This window comes from Streptococcus mitis (genome assembly GCF_016658865.1).
Lineage (GTDB): Bacteria > Bacillota > Bacilli > Lactobacillales > Streptococcaceae > Streptococcus > Streptococcus mitis_BT.
The window spans coordinates 1,180,527-1,192,843 of the sequence record NZ_CP067992.1; the positions used below are offsets into that span (position 1 = coordinate 1,180,527).

Annotated in this window: 13 protein-coding genes and 1 other annotated feature; all 13 genes read right to left on the reverse strand. The window is 39.7% G+C overall.

Features of this window, described 5'->3' with window-relative positions:
- Positions 1–56: 56 nt before the first annotated feature.
- The 13 genes from JJN14_RS05735 to infC all read right to left on the reverse strand — a co-directional run bounded on the left by JJN14_RS05735 (position 57) and on the right by infC (position 12,059).
- Positions 57–2,603 carry a M1 family metallopeptidase gene (locus tag JJN14_RS05735; RefSeq protein ID WP_201058101.1) on the reverse strand — a complete coding sequence of 849 codons (2,547 nt, stop codon included), beginning with the start codon at positions 2,601–2,603 and terminating at the stop codon, positions 57–59.
- A 122-nt stretch (positions 2,604–2,725) separates the two neighbouring features.
- Positions 2,726–3,166, reverse strand: coding sequence for an ASCH domain-containing protein (locus JJN14_RS05740; protein WP_201058102.1), 441 nt, complete (start codon positions 3,164–3,166; stop codon positions 2,726–2,728).
- Positions 3,167–3,196: 30 nt separating this feature from the next.
- Positions 3,197–3,895, reverse strand: a complete 699-nt coding sequence (locus JJN14_RS05745) for a 3-oxoacyl-ACP reductase (protein ID WP_201058103.1) — start codon at positions 3,893–3,895, stop codon at positions 3,197–3,199.
- Positions 3,888–4,124, reverse strand: a complete 237-nt coding sequence (locus JJN14_RS05750; protein WP_000141924.1) for a DUF2829 domain-containing protein — start codon at positions 4,122–4,124, stop codon at positions 3,888–3,890. The genes JJN14_RS05745 and JJN14_RS05750 overlap by 8 nt, the downstream gene beginning before the upstream one ends.
- Before the next feature lie 115 nt (positions 4,125–4,239).
- Positions 4,240–5,055: an EbhA gene (locus JJN14_RS05755; protein WP_201058104.1), complete on the reverse strand. Its 816-nt coding sequence runs from the start codon at positions 5,053–5,055 to the stop codon at positions 4,240–4,242.
- A gap of 126 nt (positions 5,056–5,181) precedes the next feature.
- The gene (locus JJN14_RS05760) at positions 5,182–6,213 is read right to left on the reverse strand and encodes a DNA/RNA non-specific endonuclease (RefSeq protein WP_201059141.1); all 1,032 of its coding nucleotides are present in this window, start codon (positions 6,211–6,213) and stop codon (positions 5,182–5,184) included.
- A 205-nt stretch (positions 6,214–6,418) separates the two neighbouring features.
- Positions 6,419–8,320: a glucosaminidase domain-containing protein gene (locus JJN14_RS05765; RefSeq protein WP_201058105.1), complete on the reverse strand. Its 1,902-nt coding sequence runs from the start codon at positions 8,318–8,320 to the stop codon at positions 6,419–6,421.
- Positions 8,321–8,447: 127 nt separating this feature from the next.
- On the reverse strand, positions 8,448–9,434 hold the full coding sequence (locus JJN14_RS05770; protein ID WP_201058106.1) for a dihydroorotate dehydrogenase: 987 nt from the start codon (positions 9,432–9,434) through the stop codon (positions 8,448–8,450).
- Positions 9,397–10,197, reverse strand: coding sequence for a dihydroorotate dehydrogenase electron transfer subunit (locus tag JJN14_RS05775; protein ID WP_201058107.1), 801 nt, complete (start codon positions 10,195–10,197; stop codon positions 9,397–9,399). Before JJN14_RS05775 ends, JJN14_RS05770 begins: the two co-directional genes overlap by 38 nt.
- A 248-nt stretch (positions 10,198–10,445) precedes the next feature.
- Positions 10,446–10,826, reverse strand: a complete 381-nt coding sequence (locus JJN14_RS05780) for a VOC family protein (protein ID WP_000157153.1) — start codon at positions 10,824–10,826, stop codon at positions 10,446–10,448.
- 58 nt (positions 10,827–10,884) lie between these two features.
- A complete protein-coding gene (gene rplT, locus JJN14_RS05785; RefSeq protein ID WP_000124834.1) occupies positions 10,885–11,244 on the reverse strand; it encodes a 50S ribosomal protein L20 in 360 nt (119 codons plus the stop codon).
- Positions 11,245–11,295: 51 nt separating this feature from the next.
- Positions 11,296–11,496 carry a 50S ribosomal protein L35 gene (rpmI, locus tag JJN14_RS05790; RefSeq protein WP_001125943.1) on the reverse strand — a complete coding sequence of 67 codons (201 nt, stop codon included), beginning with the start codon at positions 11,494–11,496 and terminating at the stop codon, positions 11,296–11,298.
- Between the two features lie 32 nt (positions 11,497–11,528).
- Positions 11,529–12,059 carry a translation initiation factor IF-3 gene (gene infC / locus JJN14_RS05795; protein ID WP_000848180.1) on the reverse strand — a complete coding sequence of 177 codons (531 nt, stop codon included), beginning with the start codon at positions 12,057–12,059 and terminating at the stop codon, positions 11,529–11,531.
- Positions 12,060–12,074: 15 nt separating this feature from the next.
- Positions 12,075–12,206, reverse strand: a sequence feature (ribosomal protein L20 leader region).
- Positions 12,207–12,317: the final 111 nt, after the last annotated feature.

Consider the following 12,317-nt stretch of genomic DNA (forward strand, 5'->3'; position numbering starts at 1 on the left):
CTCAACTCCCTCTTACTTTAAGAGAGAAAGTTGAGTTTTTATTATTTTACGAATGTTTAAGCTTTCCCATATTGAAGAACGACTGCTTCCACTGCAGCTTTTTCACGGTTAATCAAGTCAACACGCGCTGCAATCTCCTTGATTCCCATACCGATGTTACGGCTGAGAGCAAGGTCAGAAAGTTGTGGCTCAAAGAATTCCTTGTATTCTACCAAGCGTTGCTGAGTCTTAAATACGTGAGCAGGAAGGATAACAAAACTATCAAAGCTCATATCTCCTCCAAGGGCTGCCTTAATCCAAGCCCAGTTTTCACGAGCCCAAGACCATGCTGTTTCTTGAGTTGCCTGATGGCTTAAGAACTGGAAGTACCAAGCAGACAAGTCTTGTGGTTTGACCACAAATTTGTTCTTCCAAGAAGCAATCAATTTTTGGATATTATCCGCATCTGTACTGTAAGCAAGAGCAGCTGCCAACTGACGTTTAAAGACAGCATCTGTTGCGTGAGTATAAGTATCAAGATAAAGTGCTAACAAGTCTTTGGTCTCATGATGTTTCATCTCATTGATCAGAACTTGTGAGCGAATTGCTGCTGGGAGTCCTGCAAGATTCTCCTTGTGAGCCGCGAAGATTTGGCTAGCGACTTGGCTAGCTTCTGCATCATTTGAGCGAATCATCATAGAAACAGCCAACTGACGAACCAATTCATCCTCATCTGATTCGCCATCTTTAGCTTCAAAACCAAGACGGTCATAGTTGTGACGAGCCAATTTAGCAACCAGTGCTTTGAAGGCTCTTTCAGCTTCTGTTCCTTCATCGATAAAGCGCTCAAGAGCTGAAATTACTTGAGAAACAGCTGAAACGACAAGGTAAGATTCTTCCTTAGCTAGTTTATCAAGAACTGGGAGCAAGTCAGCATAAGAAATGTGCCCTGCTTCAGCAAGCAAGCGACGTTCTTGGACGATTTGCAGTTTACTTGTGTTATCAAGCTCAACTAGGTCAGCAAGAACTGCTTCCAACAAATCTCCTTGATAGTCGGTAATGTAGTGGGCTGTATTTTCAGTGTTGAGACGAAGTGCTGTTTTGTTTTCAGCAAGAAGGGCTGCATAGCCAGGGATTTCGATGCTTTCAGTTTCGAGTGTATCAGGCAAGCCTTTCCAGTTGCTGTTTAGTGGCACAACCCAGAGACGGTTCTTGTCTTCGTGCTCACCGATGAAGAATTGTTTTTGTGAAATCTTCAAGACATCATTTTCAACTTTGACAGTGAGAACTGGATAACCAGGTTGTTCCAACCAAGAATCCATAAAGGCTGCGACATCACGTCCTGATGCTTGACCAAGAGCATCCCAAAGGTCACGACCAATTGTATTGCTGTATTGATGTTTTTCAAAGTAGGCATGCAAACCTTTGGCAAAATCGGCATCACCTAGCCAACGGCGAAGCATGTGCATGAGGCGACTTCCTTTGGCATAGACGATAGCTCCGTCAAAGAGCGTATTGATTTCATCTGGATGTTTAACTTCGACGTGAACAGATTGAACACCATCAGTCGCATCACGTTTCAAGGCAGACGGAACACCACCTGTTTGGAAATCTTCAAAGATATTCCAGCTTGGCTCGATGGCATCCACACAGACGTACTCCATCATGTTAGCAAAGCTTTCATTGAGCCAAAGGTCATCCCACCATTTCATAGTTACCAGGTTACCAAACCATTGGTGAGCCAATTCATGGGCCACAACAAGGGCAACTTGTTGACGGCTGGCAAAGGTAGAGTTCTCATCTACAACCAAGTAAACTTCACGGTAAGTCACAAGACCCCAGTTTTCCATAGCTCCAGCTGAGAAGTCAGGAAGGGCGATGTGGAGAGATTGAGGGATTGGGTACTTAACTCCATAGTAATCTTCGTAAAACTCGATAGAGCGAACAGCGATGTCCAGTGAAAAATCAAGGTTAGATAGTGGGTGGGCTTTGGTTGAATAAACACCTACGAGGGTACCGTTTTTAGTTTTAGCCGTTACACCTTGCAAATCACCTGCTACAAAGGCTAACAAGTAAGAAGACATGCGAGGTGTTGTCTCAAACTTCCAGATACCTGTTTCCTTACGGTTTTCAACATTGATTTCTGGCATGTTAGACAAGGCCAATTCATCTTCTGCTTGGTCAAAACGTAGAGAGAGGTCAAAAGTTGCTTTGGCTTCTGGCTCATCCACACATGGGAATGCTTCGCGCGCAAAATGGCTCTCGAACTGAGTAGACAAGACCTCCTTCTTGACTCCATCAACTGTGTAGTAAGATGGGTAAATCCCTGTCATGTTGTCTGTAATTTTTCCTGAGAAAGCGATAACCAAGTCAACTTGACCAGCCTCAGCCAATTCGATATGAAGGGCTTCATTTTCATGGTCAACTGTAAATGGGCGAGCTTCCCCTGCAACTTCTACAGAAACGATTTCCAAGTCTTTTTGATGAAGGGAAATGCGGTCACTCTGTGCTTTACCACTAATAGTCACCTTTCCTGAAAAAGTCTTGGTCTCACGACTCAAGTCTAAAAATAAATCATAATGTTCAGGAACAAATTGCTTAATAAAATGTTCAACTGCTTGCATAGTTTTCTCCTATTCTAAGTTTAAGAGCTGCTACTCTTCTTCAAACAAACTTATTATATCATGTTTTACTTGAGAAAAAAGGATTGGACGGTGATTTTCCAAACTTTCTTCCTTCTAATAGTCTACAGTGGGTAGACCTTGCTAAATTCTTCTAAAACAACCTTGCTTTCAGGTGTAAAAGTCAGTCCTGCTTCTTTCAGCCACTCGGCGAAACAATCCTCATGAACCTGACGCCAATAGGCTAGGGATTTGTCACCTTCCCCTTCCTTGTAGGCATGTTGAGCAGAAACTTGATTGAAGGGCTGGACAGAAACCTTTGTAATTTCGACAATACAGACAGCCTGATTTTGACAATCTAAAATGACATCAAAAGTTCCTTCTTGAGGAAGAGACTCGGCTTCTAGTGCATAGAGATCGTAGGCTGATGCTGTTGCAGTCTTTTCGCCTCTTAAAACCAAATCTGCTAAAAGGTCTGGTTCCACTCCAAAAGCCCAAGCATCGATTTCATCTCCTAAAGAGGGGGTAATTTTCTTGTAGGCATTCCACATTTCTTGCGGTGTCATGGACGCTCCTTTTTATTAACTTTATTCTCCCTATTTCAAAGACCAGCCTCCATCTATTGTCAATATTTGTCCCTGCATGGCAGGTGCCTTTCCACTGGCCAAAAAGAGACTGACTTCTGCCACTTCCTCCGGTTCAATCCAGCGTTTGATTGGGGTTTCACTAGCCACCCAGTCCGCTAAACCACCTGGTTCAAAGTCCGCAGCGGTCATAGCTGTCTTGACTGCTCCTGGAGCGATACCAAAGACCTGAATCCCAGTTTCAGCATAGTCTAGAGCCAACTGCTTGGTAAATCCAGCCAAGGCGTGCTTCGAAGAAGTATAAGCGTGTCCACCACCACCTGCCAGGCTCGAAGCAATAGAGCACATGTTGATAATAATTCCTTTTTTATTCTCCAACATTTGTGTCAAATAATACCGAGTCAACTCAACAGGAGTCACGTAGTTAATTTCAAAAATTTCTTGAATTTCCTGCGCTGTCTGTTCCAATAGGGGTTTATAAGCATCCAACACTCCAGCAGTATTGCACAAAATATCTACCTGAGGACACCAGTCAAAAATTGACTCCAAGTCCAAGGTCAAATCTCTCTGTAAAAAGTGAAAGTCACCCTCTAAGAGTGGATTTTCACCTTGGTCCACTCCATAAACTTGATAGTCCTTCTCTAAAAAGAGGCGAGCTTGAGCTAGGCCGATCCCTGAACTCACTCCCGTAATCAATACACGTCTAGTCATGCACTTCTACCCAATCCGTCGCCAAAACATCACAAGGTGTCGGACTCCACATGGAAAAACCTTCTCCCTCTCCAGACACGTTGATTAGGAAATAAGGTGTCACTTCAAGTGCAACCCCATTTTGCTCGATAGTGTCAAAAAGTTGGACATAGTTTTCAGCACCTCCCCAACCAGTTCGTACATATTTTTTCTTATCCTTTAACCCAGGCAGGATCTCTTCAAATGTCATGTTTTTCTCCTTTAATATCAATAATTCTCCCCTTCATTATAACAAAAAAACCGCTTTAAAACGGCTTTTTGACTGTATATTAGTTAAATAAACTAATAGCTATCCAATTTTTTAATTATTTAAGTTCAATCAGTTTATTATAAATTTTTTCAGTTAACTCTTTCTGCTGTGTTCCTGTTAAATAGTGTGATGTACGAATTAAAACTGTTCCATAAACATAGTGTGAACCAGGATTTAAAGCAGTACCATCAAATGCGCTAATATATGTGTTTCGTTTCTCAGCTTCTTCTTTTGTCTTATACACCTCTACATTTCCTCCAGCATCATTTCCTTTCTGAACAATATCAGATCCCTCTACTGAATGTGTAACTTGATTGTCAACAAAATATACAGACGCTGTATACCCACCTTGTTTATTCAATTTATTATTTGGATCGTTATTTTCAGTAACAGACTGTACTCCTGTAATTGAAGAAATTTCTTTGAGTCTTTCTTCAACAAAAGTATTAGATGGATTTGTAATTTGTTTTAGCTGAAGAATGCTATTTTGATAAAGAGTCTGTTTGTCAGATAAATTCTTTATTGTTTCACTATAGTCCACTGGCTTGCTTAATTCTTCTATTTGCTCCTCAATCTTAGCAGTTGATTTCTCCATTTCTGGTACTTTTCGAAGCGAATTCTGACTATCTTCAATTGCTTTTTTTAATTCTTCTAATTTTTTTGAATCCAATGGCTCTTCGCCACTATCAATTACCTTCTCAGCCTCAGCTATTTGGTTTTCAACCTCTTTATTTTTTTCTTGTAAATCTTTGACTATATCTTCAAACTTAGTTACAGCAGATCTGTAGGGGACATAAGATAAGAAATAGTATCCAAGACCAGAAATTCCTAATATCAGACACATTGACAATATAATTATTTTTTTCTTCATATTAATCTCCAAAAAATATTTAATATCTCCATAATTCTACTATATTACCCCAAAACACGCAACAAAAAACCGCTTTGCAACGGCTTTTTGACAATGATTTATTCTATTATTCCTTCATTTACATGATTACCAAGTTAATCCAGCTGCTTTAATTTCTTTCTTAGAGGCATACTTGCCATTTGGTTTATGCCATCTTCCTCTGGAATCTTTGAAATAACCACCTGAATTTGCTGATTGCGTGTTTGATTCCTGACTCTCTTCCTTTTCTTGTTTTGCTTGACGAGCCTTTTCTTCCTCTTCTTTCGCCTTCTTCTCGGCTTCTGCTTTTTCCTCCGCCTCTTTCTTAGCCTTTTCCTCAGCTTCCTTCTTGGCTTTTTCTTTTTCTTCTTTTACCTTTGCGTCTTCAACCAGGTTTTTAGCAGTACCATCCAAATAGTTAATTTCTGCATTAGCCGAAACATTGTCTAAAACGACATGCGTCACAGAGTACTTATCAACCTTTTCTTTACTACTTTCCAATTTAATTTCCAAGAGTTTACCATTTTCATCAATGCCTACATATTGCAACTCAATTTGTCTTGGAATCAGCTCATCTTTCTGATAAATTGGCGTCACCTTATAATCAAGATAGTAGTTAGGATGATTAGCGAGCCATGAATCTAATCGATTTTCATAATAAAGCATACTACTCTGGTTGTGTTCATCAGTCCCAGAATAATTTCCAGCATTAAGCCAGTTAGTCATAGGAACTAAATTTCTCTTTTCATCATTCAAACCACTAAATTGGTAGCCAATCAAATGACCTCTACTCATCAACCAAGCTTCTTCCCGGCCATCTCCGTAAAAGAATTTATAGTTGTGCCACCCTACTGGATCATAGGTCAATTTTGAATCTCTTTTCTCAGTTGGCTCATCGCTATCTTTTAGCTGAATATGAGCACCCGTCGCGCGATTTTTAGAATCTAGTTCGCCAAGTTCAAGCTGTTTTTCACTTTTAAAAGGCAGTAGATCCGCTTCTTTGAACAACTTTTCATCAAACTTGGCTTGTTTTTGTTCCACTTTTACTTCTGGAATTTTTGCTTCTTCCTTATGACCAGAACAAGCCGCCAAGGTAAAGACTGACAAAATGGATAGACTAACATAAACAAACTTCTTCATCTTTAACATCTTTTTAATTTCCTTTAGCATTTTTATTACATTTTACTATAATATATCAAAGTAATCAATTGAATTATATGTTATTATTGTTAAAAACCGCTTTGAAACGGCTTTTTGACTATACTTCACTCCATTTTATCTTCTTAAATCTACGGAAAAATAAAAAAACGACAACCACTTTTCAGCAGTTATCGTTGCTTATCTTTTAATCTTTTCCACCAAGTCGACTATTGATATTCATCATGATACTAGCTATTTTTTCACCCCAGTACGGATCTGATGCATAGCGTACATTCATTCCCGTCGCTTTATTTCCAAGGTGATCTCTTCCACGGTCAATATAGTTCTCACGAATCCACTTGGCCGCACCAAGAATTCCTTTGTCTACATCATCAAATTTCTTAGCGGAATCATAGGGACTGGTATCGTAAGCAGCTATACCGAAGAAGTTATTTTTATCATTAGCAATTTGGCTACGTCCCCAAGCACTTTCTAGCGCACTGTGAGCCATTAAATAGAGAGCATTGACACCGTAACGTTTTTCAGCTTCCTTAAAAATTGCTCCTTTACCGGCAAGACGACTGTTTCGGATATTCATCATCGAATAAACTCTATTTAATTCATCCGCACTATAGTTGGTTGGTTCAGTTAAATTCTTGAAAAGGAAACGATTTTTGATAGTAAACCCATCGAAATGTTCTCCATCCTTTGAATAATACTTCTTACCAATTTTCATAGCTGAAGTATGTGGAGCTACCCGAATACTAGTGTATGGAGAAAGCTCATGATATAGGAATCTTCCGTCAGTAGTATAGTGAGGAATAAACTCACTTCCTTCCTCAACTAAAGTCAAATCGCTTTGATTCATATAACCAGACAAGCCTGATATTGAAACAGCTAGACGACTACCCTTGCTTTTAGAGCCATCATGGGTCACAATACTTCCCTGATTGACATAGCTCAAAATATCTCCTGATTCGCTATAAATATAGGCTGTGATTGGTTTAACCTTAAAATATTTGGGGCTTTGAATCCACTTTCCATCACTCTGGAAGAAATACTCTTTATTTTTAATATTAAAACCACCAGTAACATAACTTCCATCTTCTTTCAGGTAGTACCATGCATTGTAGTTAGGATCAAAAATCCATTCATTCTTGGCCATATAACCACCAGATTTTAGGTAATAAGCACCAATCCATTCACGTGAAGCATAAGCACCACCTGATTTTAGGTAAAACCAGCTATTATAAGATTTATCAAAAATCCATTCTTTTTCAGCCATTGCTCCACTATTTTTTAGATAGTAAGCATCTTTCCACTGATTACTAGCCATCAAACCATCACTGTTAAAATAGTACCATGTGCCCTTAATCTTTTCCCATTTATTACGAAGGATCTTTCCTGAATCTGTAGCATAATACCATTTATCAGTAATCTTCACCCAAGCATCTTGAGCCATTGCTCCACTACTATTAAGAAGATAATCGTTCACTAGAACATTGCTAGCCATAACTCCATCTTGCTTGAAGTAATACCAAACATTGCCAATTTTTTCCCATCTATTACGAACAATCTTTCCTGAATCTGTAGCATAGTACCATTTATCCGCAATTTTCACCCAGGAATTTTCTACCATTGCTCCACTAGTATGAAAAGCATAGTCATTAACAATTCTATTGCTGACCATGATTCCATGTTGATCAAAGAAATACCAGACACCCGCAATTTTTTTCCAGTTTTTGATTGGTTGATTATTCTCATAAAAAAGCCATTTCCCATGCTCTTTCTGCCAACCATTCTTATGAGCTTCTTCAACTTTTTCTTTATTTGAAATAGCCTCTTTTTTAGAATTATTTTCTTTTACAACAACTGGTTCTTTCTTTTTTTCCGTCTTTTCAGCTTCATTCTTTGTATTTTCAACAACTTTTTTCTCTTCTGATGCTGGAGTCTGATTTTTATCTTTGGGCTGATTTTCTTCCACTGATTGACTCTTATTCGTCGTTTGACTTTGGTCCGTTGTTTTACTATCTTCAGCAAAGACTGATGTTGTGGGCACAATTGCCAATGCAAGCACTGCCGTGCTTACAAGTAGTGTTCTCTTCATTTTACTCCCCTAAGTAGATATTCGTCTACATCATTCGTAATTAACTTTATTCTAACATAGTTAAAAGAAGAAAATATTACAAAATGATGAAAATTCTATTTCTAATTAACAATAAGGATGGTCTAGCTTATCTAAGGCTGGTTTTTACTTCCTGACGAAGATTTTCTAGACTGCTAATACCGTATTTATCCATGACTTTTGGTAAATTTTCGATGATATCAGGGCAGGCATAGGGATTGGTAAAGTTGGCTGTTCCAACTCCAATAGCCGATGCTCCAGCCAGATACATTTCTAGGGCAGCTTCAGCCGAATCTACTCCCCCCATTCCAATGATAGGCAGGTCTGTTGTTTGGGCAACTTGGCGGATGAGTTTGAGGGATACTGGAAAAACTGCTGGACCAGACATTCCACCTGTTCCATTGGCCAAAATTGGTTTTCTGGTTTTGAGGTCAAAACGCATTCCAACCAGAGTATTAATCATAGTCAAGCCACTTGCTCCCGCATCTTCTGCTGCTTTTGCGACGGTTACAATATCGGTCACACTAGGGGTTAGTTTGACATAAACTGGTACATCAGAGGCTTCCACAGCTGCTTTCACCACATCATAAGCCAAATCTGGATCTTGACCAATCAAAAGTCCGTGATTACAGTGGTCAACATTGGGGCAAGAAATATTGAGCTCAATAGCCTTTACATTAGCTGCCTTGGAAATCCCATGAGAAACAGCCGCATACTCTTGTTTTGAAAAACCAGCTACATTAGCAATAATAGGAAGATTTGGATACTCTCTTTCCAGCCAAGGTAACTTTTCAGCCAAAACAACTTCCAAACCAGGATTTTGTAAGCCAATTGCATTGAGCATACCAGCGGGTGTTTCTGCCACCCTTGGAGTTGGATTGCCAAAACGGGCTTCAAGTGTTGTCGCCTTGATCATTATAGAACCCAAAAGATCTAAATCATAGTACTTGGCATACTCTTGACCAAAACCAAAACAGCCTGATGCTGGAATAATCGGATTTTTCAAATCCAAGCCTGGTAGAGAAACTTGTAAACGATTTGTAGTCATAATTTTCTCCTTATAATACAACTGTTCCTGTGCGGAAAACAGGACCATCTTCACAGACACGTTGGCTGACCGTCTCGCTTTCTGGCACTTTTAGGACGCAGGCATAGCAAGCCCCCATCCCACAAGCCATACGAGATTCCAAAGATAGATAGGCTCTTGGATGGTTATAGAAGGTTTGATTGATATACTTCATCATTCCTGGCGCCCCACATGAGTAAACAGCATCAAACTGACTGCCTAAATCATTGATGACAACGGACACATTTCCCTTGATGCCATAAGAACCATCATCTGTCGTTACAAAGACTTGACTATATTGAGCTAATTCCGTCTCTAAAATAACAGCATCCTTATTAGCAAAACCAAGGACTGTCACTACTTTCACACCACGCGCATGCAATTCCTTAGCAACCTCAAGTAAAGGAGGTACACCAATCCCCCCTCCAACAAGGAGAACCTGGCTCTGCTCATCTAGGTCAGACAAGTCAAATCCATTCCCCTGAGGTCCCATCACATCAAGAGTATCTCCCTGACTTAAGGTTGAAAAAATAGCTGTACCAGCACCTTCAATCCGATAAATGAGGTGACACTGCTTCTTTACCTTATCAATAGACGAAATTGAAATAGGCCGACGCAAGAGATGGGCGTCATCAGGCACACGCAGATGAAGAAATTGACCTGCTCGCATGGCTTCAACCATTTCCCCCTCTAGGACTAATTCAAAGATTGCTGGCGCGATTTCCTCCTGTGCAACCACCTTCATGGTTTCCAAACGAATTGCACCCAAACGTTTCTTACATGTGGGATTCATGACTTTTCCTCCTTAAATTTTAAGGGGACCAGACAAAGAAAAGACCTTGCTAGTGCAAGGCCTCAGTTAAAATCGTACAACACAAGAGAGCACACTCAAAAAGTCCCCTCTAGAAAATTGTACTATTCTTTTATCTGACACCTTGTGAGTCTCTCTGGACTCCCCTTAAAGGTTAAATTTTTACTAGTATACTCTTTCAACCAAAAAAAGTCAAGTAGAAAACGAACATTCTACTTGACTTCACGAGATTATTTTTCACGAATGACTTCAACCTTGTAGCCATCAGGGTCTTTGACAAAGTAATAGTTAGGTGCAGTTCCTGGTAGACCATTTGGTTCAGTAACTTCATAGCCTTTGGCACTGTGCTCTTGATGAAGCGCTTCAAGATCAGGTGTACTGAGAGCGATATGGGCAAACCCATCTCCAACCACATAAGGACCGTGATCGTAGTTATAAGTCAACTCCAACTCATAGTCGTCACCCTCAAGTCCTAGATAGACAATCGTGAAGGCATGGTCTGGAAAATCTCTACGACGCAATTCTTTAAAACCAAAAGCGTCTTGATAAAATGCGATTGATTTTTCAAGATTTTCTACTCGCAAGCAAGTGTGTAGCATTTTTGAAGCCATATTTTTCTCCTTTATTTTCAAAAAGACTGGGACAATCCTGTTCCAGTCTTATCAGTTATTATTTACCAAGTTTTGCTTTAGCTGCATCTGCAAGAGCTGTGAAAGCTGCTGCATCGTTAACAGCCAAGTCAGCAAGCATTTTACGGTTAACTTCGATCTCAGCCAATTTCAAACCATGCATCAATTGTGAGTATGAAAGTCCGTTCATACGAGCTGCCGCGTTGATACGAGTGATCCACAATTTGCGGAAGTCACGTTTTTTCTGACGACGGTCACGGTATGCATAGTAGTAAGAGTTCATTACTTGTTCTTTTGCAGTACGGAACAAGATGTGTTTAGCTCCATAGTAACCTTTTGCTAATTTAAGAATACGTTTACGACGTTTGCGTGATACAACGCCACCTTTAACACGTGCCATGTTTTATTTCCTCCAAATATTTCCTAGAATTGTTTACTTACAGTCAAGCTATTATTTCAAGCGAGTAAGCATTGCTTTGATACGTTTGTAATCTCCTGAATGCACCATAGATGCTTTACGAAGATGACGACGTTGTTTCTTAGTTTTTCCGTGGAAACGGTGAGAAGTGTAAGCACGGAAACGTTTAAGTCCACCAGAACCTGTACGTTTGAAACGTTTAGCTGATGCGCGGTGTGTTTTTTGTTTTGGCATGATTTTTTCTCCTTTATTTAACTTTCTGACAATTATTTTTTGTCAGTCGCTGGCGCCAATTGCATGAACATTTGACGTCCATCCATTTTAGCACGTTGTTCGATGATTGCAATATCTTGAGTTGCTTCAGCAAACTCGGCTAAAACTTTTGCACCAATCTCTTTATGGGTAATCATACGACCCTTAAAGCGAATAGATACCTTAACTTTATTTCCTTTTTCAAGGAATTTGCGTGCATTGCGAAGTTTTGTATCAAAGTCACCCTTGTCAATCGTTGGACTTAGACGAACTTCTTTCACAGTAACAACACTTTGTTTTTTACGTTGTTCTTTTTGCTTCTTCTGGTACTCAAATTTGAACTTACCGTAGTCCATAATTTTTGCAACAGGCGGTTTGGCTTGGGGTTGAATCAATACTAGGTCAACATTAGCGTTATCAGCCAAAGCTTGCGCTTCACTGAGTGGCTTGATGCCTAGCTGTTCTCCTTCAAGACCAATCAAGCGAACTTCACGTACACGAATCTCATCATTGATGAATAAGTCTTGCTTTGCTATGGTTTTCACCTCTTTTGTTTTATTAGAGAAAAACAATAGCGGACTCGTAATACTACAAGCCCGCACGTTATGATAGCGTTTCTTAGAAACTTTTCATCCGTAGGGCCAGGCAACTTGATGTCACAAGGCGAGAAGCTCTCACTTCTGCTTTTCTCAACTTTTATATGATACCAAGTTTTCTAGCCCTTGTCAAGATAAAAAGTTATTTTTTTGAAAAGTTTGTGTTTATATTTTAGATTGGTTTCCACATCAAAGAGAGAGAATCAA